At 31.3% G+C, this 15,790-nt stretch carries 14 protein-coding genes; all 14 read right to left on the minus strand.

What is annotated here, in order from left to right:
• Positions 1 to 544: CDP-diacylglycerol--glycerol-3-phosphate 3-phosphatidyltransferase (gene pgsA, locus N3C_RS02400; protein ID WP_074364480.1), on the minus strand; the 544-nt coding region annotated here is incomplete at its 3' end.
• Positions 528 to 1,862, minus strand: coding sequence for a 30S ribosomal protein S12 methylthiotransferase RimO (gene rimO / locus N3C_RS02405; RefSeq protein WP_074364481.1), 1,335 nt, complete (start codon positions 1,860 to 1,862; stop codon positions 528 to 530). The genes rimO and pgsA, both read right to left, overlap by 17 nt.
• 87 nt (positions 1,863 to 1,949) lie before the next feature.
• The gene (locus tag N3C_RS02410; protein ID WP_373432793.1) at positions 1,950 to 4,196 is read right to left on the minus strand and encodes a DNA translocase FtsK; all 2,247 of its coding nucleotides are present in this window, start codon (positions 4,194 to 4,196) and stop codon (positions 1,950 to 1,952) included.
• 80 nt (positions 4,197 to 4,276) lie between these two features.
• A complete protein-coding gene (locus N3C_RS02415; RefSeq protein WP_074364482.1) occupies positions 4,277 to 4,969 on the minus strand; it encodes a ClpP family protease in 693 nt (230 codons plus the stop codon).
• Between the two features lie 71 nt (positions 4,970 to 5,040).
• Complete coding sequence (gene dapG, locus N3C_RS02420) at positions 5,041 to 6,240, minus strand: aspartate kinase (RefSeq protein ID WP_074364483.1); 1,200 nt, start codon at positions 6,238 to 6,240, stop codon at positions 5,041 to 5,043.
• Between the two features lie 15 nt (positions 6,241 to 6,255).
• Entirely contained in the window at positions 6,256 to 6,531 is a 276-nt protein-coding gene (locus N3C_RS02425) for a YlmC/YmxH family sporulation protein (protein WP_074364484.1), read from the minus strand.
• Positions 6,532 to 6,596: 65 nt separating this feature from the next.
• Positions 6,597 to 7,898, minus strand: coding sequence for a M16 family metallopeptidase (locus N3C_RS02430; RefSeq protein WP_074364485.1), 1,302 nt, complete (start codon positions 7,896 to 7,898; stop codon positions 6,597 to 6,599).
• A 54-nt stretch (positions 7,899 to 7,952) separates the two neighbouring features.
• Positions 7,953 to 10,061 carry a polyribonucleotide nucleotidyltransferase gene (locus tag N3C_RS02435; RefSeq protein WP_074364486.1) on the minus strand — a complete coding sequence of 703 codons (2,109 nt, stop codon included), beginning with the start codon at positions 10,059 to 10,061 and terminating at the stop codon, positions 7,953 to 7,955.
• Between the two features lie 94 nt (positions 10,062 to 10,155).
• The gene (gene rpsO, locus N3C_RS02440) at positions 10,156 to 10,419 is read right to left on the minus strand and encodes a 30S ribosomal protein S15 (RefSeq protein WP_074364487.1); all 264 of its coding nucleotides are present in this window, start codon (positions 10,417 to 10,419) and stop codon (positions 10,156 to 10,158) included.
• 121 nt (positions 10,420 to 10,540) lie between these two features.
• Positions 10,541 to 11,470, minus strand: a complete 930-nt coding sequence (locus tag N3C_RS02445) for a bifunctional riboflavin kinase/FAD synthetase (protein WP_074364488.1) — start codon at positions 11,468 to 11,470, stop codon at positions 10,541 to 10,543.
• Positions 11,471 to 11,480: 10 nt separating this feature from the next.
• A complete protein-coding gene (gene truB, locus N3C_RS02450; protein ID WP_074364489.1) occupies positions 11,481 to 12,347 on the minus strand; it encodes a tRNA pseudouridine(55) synthase TruB in 867 nt (288 codons plus the stop codon).
• A 2-nt stretch (positions 12,348 to 12,349) separates the two neighbouring features.
• Positions 12,350 to 13,306, minus strand: coding sequence for a DHH family phosphoesterase (locus tag N3C_RS02455; RefSeq protein ID WP_074364490.1), 957 nt, complete (start codon positions 13,304 to 13,306; stop codon positions 12,350 to 12,352).
• A 1-nt stretch (position 13,307) separates the two neighbouring features.
• Positions 13,308 to 13,655, minus strand: coding sequence for a 30S ribosome-binding factor RbfA (rbfA, locus tag N3C_RS02460; protein WP_074364491.1), 348 nt, complete (start codon positions 13,653 to 13,655; stop codon positions 13,308 to 13,310).
• A gap of 14 nt (positions 13,656 to 13,669) precedes the next feature.
• On the minus strand, positions 13,670 to 15,787 hold the full coding sequence (gene infB / locus N3C_RS02465) for a translation initiation factor IF-2 (RefSeq protein WP_074364492.1): 2,118 nt from the start codon (positions 15,785 to 15,787) through the stop codon (positions 13,670 to 13,672).
• Positions 15,788 to 15,790 lie beyond the last annotated feature (3 nt).

Raw genomic sequence — 15,790 nt, forward strand, 5'->3', positions numbered from 1 at the left:
AATAATCTATTCCTGATATTACAGTTATTATAACTGCTGCAACTAGTAGAATATCTGTTAAGGCAGATAATATATTGCTTATATTATTAATATTGAATAAGAACTCAGGATAAATAGTAAAATTTAATTCAAGCAATGCGCTTATAATGGCTACTATCTGTATAACGGTTTTAATTTTACCCCAGTTGCTAGCTGAAATTACAAGTCCTTCTGCTGCGGAGATAGTTCTTAATCCTGATACTGCAAACTCTCTTGCTATAATTATTACTACCATCCAAGCAGGTATTATTCCATATTCAACTAATGAAACAAGAGCAGCAGTTACTAGCATTTTATCTGCTAAAGGATCCATTAGTTTTCCAAAACGAGTTACTTGATTTCTAGTTCTTGCAATATATCCATCTAATTTGTCTGTTAAAGATGCAAGGATGAATATAAAAGTAGCTATAACTGCACCGTAAGGTATATCTTTAACTGCAATAAATATTAAAAAAATGGGAACAAGAAATATTCTAATAATCGTTAGTTTATTTGCCAGATTCATAATATACCTCTCCTTTTAAATCATATTCATCAGCTTCATAAACTTTAACTGGTACAAAGCTACCAACTTTAACATTTTCTTTTATGTCAACATATATTAATCCATCAATTTCTGGCGCCATATGTTCAGTACGTCCTATAAAGTAGTTGTCCTCAATTTTTTCAATTAAAGTGTTATATATTTTTCCTATTTTACTAATGTTGTTATCTAGAGAAACCTTTTGCTGTAAAAGCATAATTTCTTCTTCTCGTTTTGCCATAATCTCTTTGCTAATTTGCTCTTTCATCTTTGCAGCAGCGGTTCCCTCTTCCTGTGAATACTGAAATACCCCCATATGGGTAAAATTGTTATTTCTCGCAAAAGTTAATAACTCTTGAAAATCTTCATCAGTTTCTCCAGGAAATCCGACAATAAAGGTAGTTCTTAACGCTATATCTTTTACCTTTGTTTGCAACTTTTTAATTATTGATTCAATTTCTTCTTTAGTACCTCTTCTGCCCATACGCTTTAAAATCCTATTGCTAATATGTTGTATAGGCATATCAATATATTTACATACCTTTGGATTATTGGCTATTACCTCAATTAATTCATCTGTTATTTCTTCTGGATAAGCATATAATAATCGAATCCACTTAATACCTTCAACTTTTGAAATTTCATTAATTAATTTAGGTAGACATTTTTCTCCGTAAAGATCTATACCATACATAGTTGTATCTTGAGCAATCAATATTAACTCTTCTATTCCTTGATCTGCGAGACTCTCTACTTCTTTAATAATATTTTCCATCTTTCTACTTCTATAGGGACCTCTGATTTTAGGAATAGCACAATATGTACAATTATTATTGCATCCTTCACTAATTCTTACATAAGCATAGTTTTTACCGGTAGTAATTACTCTTTCTCCCTCATTAATAACCTTATTATCAGAACATAAAAAAATCTTTTCTCTATCATTGTAAAATTTTTCAATTGCCAGAGCTATTTTATCGTAATCATTAACACCTAGAATTATATCAATTTCAGGCATTAACTCCTGCAATTCTTTTTTGTATCTTTGAGTAAGACACCCTGTTGCAATCAGTACTTTACAATTATATCTTTTCTTGTATTCAGCCATTTCCAATATAGTATTTATAGATTCTTGTTTTGAACTTTCAATAAAACCACAAGTATTTACTATAATTATATCTGCTTCTTTGGCATTATTTGTGATTGCAAATTGATCTTTAAGATTTCCTAAAATAATTTCTGTATCAACTCTATTTTTATCACATCCGAGACTTATAATACCTAGTTTGTATGCTGCCAATTTACTTCCTCCTAATGTTTCAACTTAATTTATATTCTACAAGTACATTTTAAAACTCTTTTTATCTTTTAACAAGAGTTATTATACTTAATCTATTGATGAACTATTATCTAAGAACTCTTGTCTATCAATCAAAATTTGTCTTGGTTTATTGCCATCTCTGGCAGAAATGACTCCCTTATTTTCTAATTGCTCTATTAATCTAGCAGCCCTATTATACCCTACTCTAAGTCTTCTTTGCAATAAAGAAGTGGATGCCTGTCCAGATTCTACTACTACCCTTATAGCCTCTTCCAACAAATCATCATAATCTTCATCTGCTGTATTTTCAGAATTAATATGATTTATAATTTCTTCCTTATATTCACTTTCCGCTCCTTGGCTTTTTATAAAGTTTACTACCCTCTCAACTTCTTCTTCAGAAATAAAGGCTCCTTGAATTCTAATAGGTTTAGATTCTCCTACGGGATAAAAGAGCATATCTCCCTTACCTAAAAGTTTTTCTGCACCAGTGCAATCAAGTATGGTCCTAGAATCTATTTGGCTAGATACTGCAAAAGAAATTCTAGAGGGTATATTGGCCTTTATTACACCAGTAATAACATCTACAGAAGGTCTTTGTGTAGCTATAACTAGGTGCATACCTGCCGCTCTTGCCATCTGTGCTAATCTACCTATGTAATCTTCTACCTCTCCAGGACATACCATCATTAAATCTGCTAGCTCGTCTACGATTATAACTATAGCAGGCAATTTTTCCGAAACCTTACCTTTCTCTAACAATTCATTATACCCTTCCATATTTCTAACGCCATTATCCGCAAAGAGCTTGTATCTTCTTGTCATTTCATTTACAGCCCAATTTAAAGCTCCTGCTGCTTTTTTAGGGTCTGTAACTACAGGTATTAATAAATGTGGGATTCCATTGTATATATTTAATTCTACCACTTTGGGGTCCACCATTAATAATTTTACATTCTCAGGAGAGTATTTATATAATATGCTTATTATTAAAGTATTAATACATACACTTTTACCAGAGCCAGTAGCACCTGCAATTAGTAAGTGGGGCATTTTAGATAGATCAGAAACTACACAATTGCCGGATATATCTTTACCTAGAGCAAAAGCGATATTCTTTTTGCTATTAGTAAATTCATCACTGTCTAATACTTCCCTTAGATATACCGGTATAAGTTCTTTATTAGGTACTTCTATACCTACAGCGGACTTACCTGGTATAGGAGCCTCTATGCGAACCCCCTTAGCTGCAAGACTCAAAGCAATATCATCTGCCAAATTTACTATCTTACTAACCTTCACCCCAGAATGAGGTTGTAGTTCATATCTAGTAACAGAGGGACCTTTAGTTACCTGTATAACCTTGGCATCTACACCAAAACTATTTAAAGTATCCTCCAACTTGGCAGCACTATTTAATAAATCTTTTTTATCATCCTTATTCATATTTGATATATTATTAATATTTAATAAGTCTAAAGATGGAAAATTGTATTCTTTTTTATCACTTTCCGTTGAATGTATTACAATCTCCTCAGAAATTTCTTTGGATAATTTATCATGGGTATCTCCTTTAGCCTTCTTTTCTAAATTACTATCTAAGGTGGAGTAAGAAGAATTTTCTACATTAACATTTTTCATAAAATCTATGATTTTTATTTTCTTATTTATGTCACCAATATATTTTCCTCGATCATCATCCTCTATATTAGTAACTTTACTATTACTTTCTATGTTATCTTTTATAATAGGAGCGGCATTTCTCTTTTTATAACTACTTGATTCTTCTCTTTTAAATTTAAACTTATTTACAACATCCATAATGGTAATATCAAAGATTATTATTAAACTAATAGCATATATTGTGAAGTAAGTTATATAACAGCCTAAACTACCTAAAAGTTTGTAGAGAGGAACTGTAATAGTATAACCAACAATACCACCATGCAAACTAGAGCGATTATTAATAATAGCTTTTATACCAGAAAAAAAATCACCCTGATAAAAACTATTTATATTAATTAACTGAATAAAAAGAAGGGTGTTAACTATAAATAAAACTATTCCGTAAAACTTTTTATGAAATGTTAGTTTACCATTAGTTTTTATAATTGCTGCACCTATAAGAATTAAAATAGCAGGTAAAAGATATGCTCCAATACCTATTATTATTATAAATAACATTTTGATAACTTCACCAAATATTCCAGCTCTAGAAGTAACAACACTTATTGCCGTTAATAGTCCTAAAGCTATTAAAATTATACCAATAATATCACTATGTAAATCAGATTTAACTTTCTTTTTAGCCAAAGTCATCACCTCTTCTGTAAGTATTTCTACATGCAAGTATAATATCCTTTTTTTAATAAAATTTAACCATAGGGTAATTCCTATGGTTGACTCTTCTTTTCCTCTATTAATTTATAGAGTTTTGCCAATGCTTCTTTAATTCCTCCAACCTCATCTATTATACCATGTTCTACAGCCTGTTTTCCTATTAAAATGGTGCCCATATCATTTAATAATTCATCGGATTGAAGCATAAGCTCACGGAAATGCTCTTCTGTTATTTTAGAAGTTCTTGTAACAAACTCAATTATACGCTTTTGCATCTTATTAAAGTATTCAAAGGTCTGCGGAACACCAATAACTAGTCCAGTCATCCTTATGGGATGAACAATCATTGTAGCTGTTGGCGATATAAAGGAATAATTAGCTGCTGTAGCAAGAGGTACACCTATAGAATGACCTCCACCGATAACCAAAGATACTGTAGGTTTACTTACGCTATTAATCATCTCAGCAATAGCTAATCCTGCTTCCACATCTCCTCCTACAGTATTTAAAACAATTAAAATTCCTTCAACGTTTTCGTCTCTTTCTATAGAGATTAACTGCGGGATTATATGTTCGTATTTAGTAGATTTAGTCTGAGGTGATGCTAAGTTATGTCCTTCAATTTGGCCAATTATAGGTATAACTTGCACCTTGTCATCTGGCTTAGGTAAATCAGAGGCACCAAGCTCTTTTATATTTTCTAATTTGTCTTCTTTTTCTTGTTCTTTAACTTTTTCATCGCTCAAATTAATCCCTCCATATGCATTTGTATATTTATTCTGCACATAAAGGGCTTATAATATACTAAAATTTATTATTATAAATTAAATTCATTATGAAGAGCAATAATTGCCTTTTCTGTATTACATGAATTTACAAGACACCAAATGGTCATGTGAGAGTCTGCCGTTTGTAAAACCTGAATTTTTTCTCTTTTTAATGTACTTAAAATCCTTGCCATAACACCAGGTACACCTTTCATACCTGAACCTACTACAGCTATTTTACTACATTGCTCCTCTTTACTATATTTTATATTTAATTTATTTAACAAATCATATACAAAGTTCTTATCTTTGTCATCAATAGTAAAGACTTTTTCCTTTGGAAATACATTTATTAAGTCAATACTAATATTATTTTGTCCTAATATATCTAATATGTTATCATATTCAGCATTTTCAGAGTTGCTTTCATATGGAATCCTAATTTGAACTCTATCATTCATATAGGTTATACCAGTTATTATCTTTTTTTCTCCTTTATAGTCTACAGATTTAGTAATACTTGTTCCTTCACAGTTATTCAAAGTGTTTTTTATAGATAATTTCACATTATATTTCATAGCAGCTTCAATAGCTTTAGGATGAATAACCTTTGCTCCTTGATCTGCTAATTGAAACACTTCGTTATAAGATATTTCAGATATTAATGAGGCATTGTTTACTATTTTAGGATCAGCAGTCATTATTCCATTAACATCCGTATATATTTCTACTTCTTCAGCTCCTAATGCACCACCAATAATAACTGCTGAAAGGTCGCTTCCGCCTCTTCCGAGAGTTGTTATATCACCATCTTCTGTTATTCCTTGAAAGCCTGTTATAATTGGTATAACTGAGGATTTAAGTAGGCCTAAAATTCCATCTGTATTAACTTTTATAACTTCTGCCTGGCTATAATCATTATTTGTAATTATTCCAGCTTGTCCTCCTGTCATTGGAATGGCTTCAAGACCTGCCTCGTACAAATCTGAAGCCAATACTACTGAACTTATAATCTCACCACAACTAATTAAAAGATCACTGGCTCTTTTATTATTATTTTGAAAATCTTTGTCTATTAAAGATAAAAGAGTATCGGTGGCATATGTATCGCCTTTTCTGCCCATAGCTGATACAACAACCACAGGTAATTTACCATTTTTCTTACATTCAATTATTTTATTAATAACTAATTGTCTTCTTTCCTTAGTAGATAGGGATGTTCCCCCAAACTTTTGAACTACAATATTCATAGTTTTCCTCCAAGGTTATAATCTTGTTTTTTTCATTAAATCTTCATCAGCATCAATTATTATAGTTCTTGAACCAATTTTTTTTACACAATCCCAAGAAACTTCAATAATTTCATTATTGCTAAAGAAGCTAAATCTAGATTGTGTTTTATTTAAAATAATCAATTTTAAGTAACCATTCTCGTCTATTATAACATCATTATTTGCTAAATAACTGTATTTTTCTCCATCATTTACATTAATAATTTCATATTTTTCTATATCACTATAAAGCTTCATATTATCACCCATAATATATACCTCCTTAATTCTATTATTATGAAATTTCCAGGTGCTATATTACAGGTGATTATTATTTATACCAGTTTACTTTTATTTTCTTGCTTGAAGGCAACCTTATCAAGGTTAAGTATTTCATTACATTTTTCAATACTAATTTTATTACCAACAAAGGCCGCATTTAAAATTTTATTGGAGAAAGTAGATTCCATAACTTCTTGTAGCTTTTCTGTAGTTATATTATCTATTTTTTTAATAATCTCCACTGGTTCATTTATCTTATTCAAAAATAGAGCAGACTTACCATTACTAAACATACGGCTGCTAGTACTCTCTAATCCTAAAATGTAATTGCCCTTTATCTGTTCCTTTGCTTTAATTAACTTTTCTCCAGCAATGGAGCTGTTGATAAATTTATCTAACTCCTCTGTTATTAATTGAAGAGCATCTGTAGCATAATTTGGATTTAAGCCAGTATATATATTAATTACGCCTGCATTATTAAATGAGCTAATATAAGAATATATAGTATAGCATAAACCATATTCTTCCCTAACTTTTTGAAATAATAAGGAAGATACTCCACCACCTAAAATGTTATTTAAGAGCAAAAGAGGATATAAATCGTCATCTCCAGTAGGAAGTCCCTTCATACCTAGACTAATATGAAGCTGCTCTATATCCTTAAGTTTATATGAGCTTCCCCTTTGTATCTCTGAATAGGGGTAATGGGTAATTATTTTATTTTTACTTACCCAATGTCCAAAGTAATTATTTACTAGCTCTTCTACTTTGCTAATATCTACATTACCACAGATAGAAATAACAGAGTTTTCTGGTATATAATAAGATTGAACATAATCTACAAGCTGTTGTCTAGTAAAACTCCTTACGGTTTCTTCAAGGCCTAAAATAGGTAATGACAATGAGTCTTCACCCCAAGTTACCTTACTATGAAGTTCACTAACTACATCTTCAGGACTATCTTCAGTCATATTTATTTCTTCTATTATCACGCCTTTTTCCCGTTCAATATCCTCTTCACTAAACTTGCTATTAAATAACATATCAGCCAGAACTTCTAAAGCTAGTTCCAAGTGAGAATCTAAGAGTTTTATATAAAAACAGGTGGCTTCTTTTCCTGTAAAGGCATTCATTTGACCGCCTACATCTTCAATTACCTCTGCTAATTCCTTAGCACTTCTATTTTTTGTGCCTTTAAAAAGCATGTGCTCTATAAAATGGGAGATTCCATTGTTATTCACATTTTCGTTCCTAGAACCATTTTCTATCCATAGACCAACACTAACGGATCTTACATAATCTATTTTTTCAATTACTACTCTAAGACCATTTGATAATCTTATCATATTATACATGCTATCAAGAACCTCCTATAAAAAATAAAAAGGCTTGCGCCCTTCTATTTTTTTTTATATTTCCTTTTCATCATTTTCAGCAGTTTTAATAGCGTCTTTTCTGGATAAATTCACTCTTCCTTGACTATCTATTTCTACTACTTTTACTAGGATTTCATCACCTATTGAAACTACATCCTCTACTTTGTTTACTCTAGAAACATCTAATTTTGAGATATGTACTAAACCTTCTTTGTTTGGAAGTATTTCTACAAAAGCTCCAAAATTAGTAATTTTAGTTACCTTTCCTAAGTACACTTCACCTACTTGAACATCTCTAGTTAAATCTTCTATCATTTTAATTGCCCTTTTAGCACCTACACTATCACTGGACATAACAAATATTTTTCCATCATCCTTGATGTCTATTTTTACACCAGTTTCAGCAATTATCTTATTGATAACTTTTCCACCAGTACCAATTACATCACGAATCTTTTCTGGATCAATATTTATAGAATAAGCTCTTGGTGCATATGGAGATAATTCATCTCTATACTTAGGTATGCAAGCATTGATTTTTTCTATAATAAATAGTCTAGCTTCTCTGGCCTTGTCGATAGCCTTTCTAATTACGGTATTTGATAGACCTTTTAACTTTGTGTCTACCTGTATAGCTGTTATACCTTCCACAGTACCTGCTACCTTAAAATCCATATCTCCAAAGAAGTCTTCTATACCCTGTATATCTGTTAATACTTCTTCTTGAGTTAAATCTTCGCTTGTTACCAATCCCATAGCAATACCAGCTGCCGGTCTCCTAATTGGAACTCCTGCATCTAATAGAGCTAAAGTACTAGCACATACACTGGCCTGTGAAGTAGAACCATTTGAACTTAATACTTCTGATACTAATCTAATGGTATATGGGAATTCTTCCTCTGATGGTATTAATGGAAGCAAAGCCTTTTCTGCTAAAGCACCATGACCGATTTCTCTTCTTCCTGGGCCTCTCATAGGTCTAACTTCTCCAACACTGTATGATGGGAAGTTGTAATGATGTATATATCTCTTGAATTCCTCTTCTCCAAGACCATCTAAAATCTGGACATCTCCTAAAGGTCCTAGTGTTGCTACAGTCATAACCTGTGTCAGACCTCTTGTAAATAAACCAGTTCCATGAGTTCTAGACAATATACCAACTTCACAACTTATAGGTCTAATTTCATCAAACTTTCTTTCATCAGGTCTTCTTTTATCAACTAAAATCATATTTCGTACAATACTCTTTTGTAGTCTATAAACTACATCATTAATATCTGCCAAGTTATCAGGATATTTTTCATCAAATTCTGCTGATATTTTCTCTTTAACAGCATCCATTGCAGCATTTCTTGCATCTCTATCAGCTATGTACATTGCTTCTTTGATCATATCGTAAGCAAATTCAGTAACTTCTTTTTCTATTACCTCATCTACTTTATAAACCTCATAGTCAGCCTTAGGCTTACCATAGTTTTTCATAAGCTCTTCTTGGAATATAGCCAATTTTTTACATTCCTCAAAACCAAACATGATGGCATCGTACATAACATCTTCTGGTATTTCCTGACCACCAGCTTCTATCATCATTACTTTTTCCTTGGTAGCAGAAACTGTTAAGTCTAAGGTACTATGTTCTCTTTCCTTTGAAGTTGGATTTAATACAAATTTACCATCCACTAATCCGACAGAAACAGTACCTACTGGATCAGTAAAAGGAATGCTAGATAAGCAAAGTGCTAAGGAAGCAGCATTCATTGCTAAAATTTCTGGTGGATTATCCGGTTCAACGGATAAAACAGTACAAACGATCTGAACATCGTTTCTGTAACCCTTTGGGAAAAGAGGCCTTAAAGGTCTATCAATTGCTCTACCACTTAGGATAGCGTTTTCAGTAGGTTTTCCTTCCCTCTTTATAAATCCTCCTGGTATTTTTCCTACAGCATATAATCTTTCTTCATATTCCACACTCAATGGAAAAAAGTCTATACCTTCACGTGGCTTATCTGAAGCGTTAACATTAACTAATACAACAGTATCTCCGTAACTAACTAAAAGAGCTGTATTTGATAACATTCCAACTTTACCATATTCAGCTTTTAACTTTCTGCCTGCTATTTCATATTCAAATATATGGCTCATGGTTTTAAAACCTCCTTTCAATACACTAATATTATTTACAAAATAATACTTATTATAATTTTTTTAAAATAATAGAGCGGATTAACCGCTCTAGCTATTTTCTTAATCCTAGTTTTTCAATTATATTACGATATCTTGTAATATCTTGAGCCATTAAATAATTTAATAGACCTCTTCTCTGTCCAACCATCATTAGAAGACCTCTTCTTGAATGGTGGTCCTTCTTATGAGTCTTTAAATGCTCATTTAAATGATTGATTCTCTCTGTTAATAATGCGATTTGTACTTCAGGTGAACCTGTATCACCTTCGTGTCTACCAAATTCCTTAATGATTTCAGTTTTTCTTGCCTTATCCATATTTACACCTCCGAAATATAATCCCCTTGCTCCAAGAATAAAGTTGGCAATTCTTAATTCATAGAGTAAGGTTCACAAAATGTATTATAACAAACTCAATATTACTTGTAAATTATTTTTTTCAAATTTCCTCTATTTTTTTACTTTTTACATAACTATAATCCTTATCCATTTGATCTATAAGAGACTCTAAAGAATCAAATTTCACTTCATCTCTTATTCTATCCATAAAATAAACATTTATATAATCATCGTAAATTTCTTTATCAAAATCTAATATATAAGTTTCAATATTTATTTCCTCAGTTAAAGCAACAGTTGGATTATATCCTACGTTGGTCATACCTTTATATAGCTTATCTTTATATCCTACTAATGTATAATAAACACCTGCTTTAGGTATCATGTATTTTTTATCAACATATATATTGGCAGTAGGGTATCCTAAAGTTCTACCTAACTGCTTTCCAGCAATGACCTTGCCGGATAACATAAAAGGTTTATATAACAGCTTATTAGCTTCAGTAATGTTTCCTTCTTGAATTAACTTTCTTATTCTAGAACTGCTAATTAGCTCTTCCTTAGATTGCAAAGGATCCATTATTTTAACTATAAAATTATACTTAATACTTAATTCTTTAAGTAAGTTAACATCGCCTTGATTTTTATGGCCAAATCTATAGTTAAAACCTACTACTACTCCACCTAGATTAAAGTCCTTAACTAACATCTTTATAAAATCTTCAGCAGAGGTCTCCATAAGTTTTTTATTAAAATCTACAAGAGCTAATATATCCACACCTATGCCACTTAAAACTGAAGCTTTATTATTATTATCCATTAATAGTTTTGGAGCTTTTTCAGGATTTATTGTAGTTAAAGGGTGATTCTTAAAGGTATACACCATACTAAGTCCATTATTTTTCTTAGCTAAGTTAATACATTCTTTAATCAGTCTTATATGGCCTAAATGTAATCCATCAAAACTTCCTAATGCTATATATGTTTTTTTACTTAAACTAGAAACATAATTGTTTTCAAATATTTGCATAAGCATACTCCTAAATTAGTAAAATAGAAATCTCAAAATATTCTTCGCTTCTTTTTCCAATACCAATCAGTTGGTGATCTTTATTATACACCCTATAATTACCCAATTTAATATCTTTAATCAATTTAGTGTTTTTAACTTTTACACCATTACGTAATAATTTTTCAAAGGACACATCTACTATAAGTTCAGCATATTGGCTGAGAGCTTTATCCATAGGGATTATATATTCATGAATATTATCAGCATTTAACTTATCTAATGGTACTGAATTTTCTACAGAAAAACTGCCAGAAAACCTTCTTTCTAAACCACTCATCATTGCACCACAGCCTAACTTTTCACCGATGTCATAGCAAAGACTTCTTATATATGTTCCTTTAGAACATTCTACATCAAATTTTACAATATTATTTTTCATAGAAATAAAATCAATATGATGAATGGTTATCTTTCTAGGTTCTCTGTAAACTTCTTTTCCTTCCCTAGCTAATTCGTATAGTCTTTTGCCCTTTATCTTTAGAGCAGAATACATGGGAGGAGTTTGCATTGAATCCCCTATAAAACTTAATATAGCATTTTTAACTTGACTCTCTTGTAGGTCTACATTAGTAGATCGAATTATATTACCTTCTTGATCATAAGTATCTGTTACTACTCCCAAGGTCATTTCTACTCTATATCCTTTAGTGCCTTCCATAATATAATTAACTAACTTTGTTGCTTTACCGATACAAATAGGTAGTACACCACAGGCCGCTGGATCTAAAGTGCCGGTATGTCCTACCTTTGTACCTTTAACTAATCTTTTTATTTTATTTACTGCGTCAAAAGATGTAATGCCCGTAGGCTTATAGCAATTAATGATACCATCCATTTCTACAAAGATACTCCTATCTTGTAAATTAAATCTGACTTTAGCTCATCTAAATTTCCCCTATAGGTAAAACCTGCTGCCTTAGAATGACCTCCACCGCCAAATTCTTCTGCCAATTTTCTAACATCAAATTTCTTCTTAGATCTTAAACTTACTTTATAACCATCTGTATTCTCCTTAATGAAAACAACCACTTCTACACCTTTGATAGTAGTACCTATATCTACTAAGCTAGAAGCATCGGAGGAATCTACAGAAAATTCCTCCAACAGTTTTTGACTTACTTCCATAAAACACACTTTATTCTCACAACATAAGAACATATTATCTATTACTTTACCTGATAGCTTCACTAAAGAATAGTTCTTATTTTCATAAATTAAACTATGTATTGCAGGAAAATCGATGCCTATAGATATTAAATCTCCTGCAATCTTGTGAGTAAGATTTGTAGTATTGGAAAATCTAAAACTTCCACAATCTGTTATTATTGATGTATATAAACATTTAGCAATCTCTGCATCTATATCTATACCTAGTTCCTTGAGAAGTAGATATACTATTTCACCTACAGCACTATGAGAAGCATCTACGTAGTTAATATCTCCGTAATAATCATTAGACAAGTGATGGTCAATGTTTAATAAAATACATTTTCTGGCCTTTAAGTCAGAAATATCAAAGTTTATTCTTTCAACATTGCCACAATCTAATACAATTACACAGTCTACATCATAATCTAACTTCCCTGTACTTTGATTTATTTCATCAACCCCTGATAAATAGTTAAATACTTCAGGCACAGTTTCTTTGCATATTATATTTACATTCTTATTTAATTTTCTTAATCCATGCATTAAAGCCAAAGCACTACCAATAGAATCTCCATCTGGTGACACATGGAAAGATATATTTAAATTTTTTGACTTTTTAATTACTTCAGCTATGTCTTTTAGCATACTATTCACCTTTTATCTTATGAAGTAATTCTTCGATATGCATACTGTGTTCTAAAGACTCATCTAATTCTATTATTATCTGAGGGGTTAATCTTAAATTCATTCTATTACCTAATTCTTTTCTTAAAAATCCACTAGAACTTTTTAGGGCAGCTAAAGTACTTTCTTTTTCTTCTGGTTTTCCAAAAATGCTAACATAAACTTTAGCGTAACTTAAATCCTTTGTAACATTTACGTTAGTAATGCTTATCATAGCATTTATTCTAGGGTCCTTTAGTTCATTTCTTATTATATCGCTAAGTTCTTTTTTTACTTCTTCATTGATTCTGCTACTTCTATATTTAGCCATGCTTTATCACCCCTTTATAGATGACTTCTTTTTACTTCCTCCATTGTATAGGCTTCGATGATATCACCCTCTTTAATATCATTGAACTTCTCTATACTTAAACCACATTCATAACCGGCAGCAACTTCTTTAACATCATCTTTAAATCTCTTTAAGGAAGCTAGTTTTCCTTCTAATATAACAATACCATTTCTAATAAGTCTAATATCGGAATTTCTTACTATTTTACCACTTTGAACATAACATCCTGCAACTGTTCCTACATTTGAGATTTTATAAGTTTGCCTTATTTCTGCAGTACCAAGAATAACTTCTTTATAATCAGGCTCTAACATACCAATCATAGCAGATTTAATATCTTCTATAGCATCATAAATTACACGATAGGTTTTAATATCAACCTTTTCTCTTTCTGCTAAGGCTGAAGCATTAGAGTCAGGTCTAACATTGAAACCTATAATAATTGCATTTGAAGCTGATGCTAAAGTAACATCTGTTTCTGTTATAGCTCCAGCAGCACCATGTAATACTCTTACTTTAACATTATCTGTAGACAATTTTTCAAATGACTGCTTCATTGCTTCAACAGAGCCCTGTACATCGGCTTTAACAATTAGGCTTAATTCCTTAACCTTGCCTTCCTGAATTTGGCTATACAAGTCTTCTAAAGATACTCTATGTGCAAAACTTTGTTGCTCTTTTATTTTTAATTTTCTTGCTTCAGCCATTTGTCTTGCAGTTTTCTCATCTTTAACTACTGTAAATCTATCTCCTGCAGACGGTACTTCAGATAAGCCTAATATTTCTACAGGTATAGAAGGACCTGCAGCTTTAGTTTTCTTTCCTTTATCATCAAACATAGCCCTTATTTTTCCATATGTGGTACCTACTAAAATTGCATCTCCAACATGCAAAGTACCATTTTGTACTAATAAAGTTGCTACGGCACCTCTACCCTTATCTAACTTAGCTTCTACTACAGTTCCTCTAGCTTTTCTAGCAGGATTAGCTTTTAATTCAAGCATTTCTGCTGTTAAAAGAACCATTTCTAATAATTCATCTAAACCTTGTTTTGTCTTAGCAGATACAGGAACAGTGATGGTGTCTCCACCCCAATCTTCAGAGATTAATCCATACTCTGTTAGCTCTTGTTTAACCCTATCTGCATTGGCATCAGGTTTATCCATTTTATTAATAGCTACTATAATAGGAACATTTGCTGCTTTACAATGGTTTATAGCTTCTTGAGTTTGAGGCATAATTCCATCATCTGCAGCTACTACTAAGATTACAATATCTGTAACCTGAGCTCCTCTAGCTCTCATAGCAGTAAAAGCTTCATGACCAGGTGTATCTAAAAAAGTAATTTTTTCATCGTTAATTTTAACCGTATATGCACCTATGTGCTGAGTAATACCTCCAGCTTCTGTTGCAGTAACTTTTGACTTTCTTATGGCATCTAATAATGAAGTTTTACCATGGTCAACATGACCCATAACTGTTACTATAGGAGGTCTTTTCTCAGTATTTGAATCCTCTTCAAAATCTAATTCCTCATCTATGTTATTTCCTTCTTCTGATGTCTGTGTAATATTAATATTAAACTTAGCAGCAACTTTTTCCGCAGTTGCAAAATCAATCTCTTGGTTAATAGCTGCCATTACTCCACAAAATATTAATTGTTTAATTACTTCAGTGGAAGGTTTATTTATTTTCTCTGCAAATTCTTTTACAGTAATAGTTGCAGGTATTTCAATAATAGCATTTTCGTTATTGCTATCATTATTTTCTTCATTAGCTTCTAAATCATTAGAAGCTACCTTGTTTTGCTTATTTTTCTTTTTAGTTTTTACAAAAGACTTCTGATTTGAATACATTTCCTCATATTTAGCTATAACATCCATTTCATCTTGTTCATCTACTTGGTCTTTTTTATCATCATAAGAAGCTTGCTCTTTATTTTCTTCTTCTTTCTCGCTTAACAGCTCCTTGATAAGTTCAGCATCTTCATCGTCTATAACACTCATATGATTTTTAACTTCAACATTAAATTCTTCCTGTAACATTAAAATTAAATTCTTACTAGAAATATTTAATTCTTTAGCCAATTCATAAACTCTTACTTTCGACATATA

Source organism: Clostridium sp. N3C, assembly GCF_900095445.1.
In the GTDB taxonomy this organism is placed as follows: Bacteria; Bacillota; Clostridia; order Clostridiales; family Clostridiaceae; genus Clostridium_AU.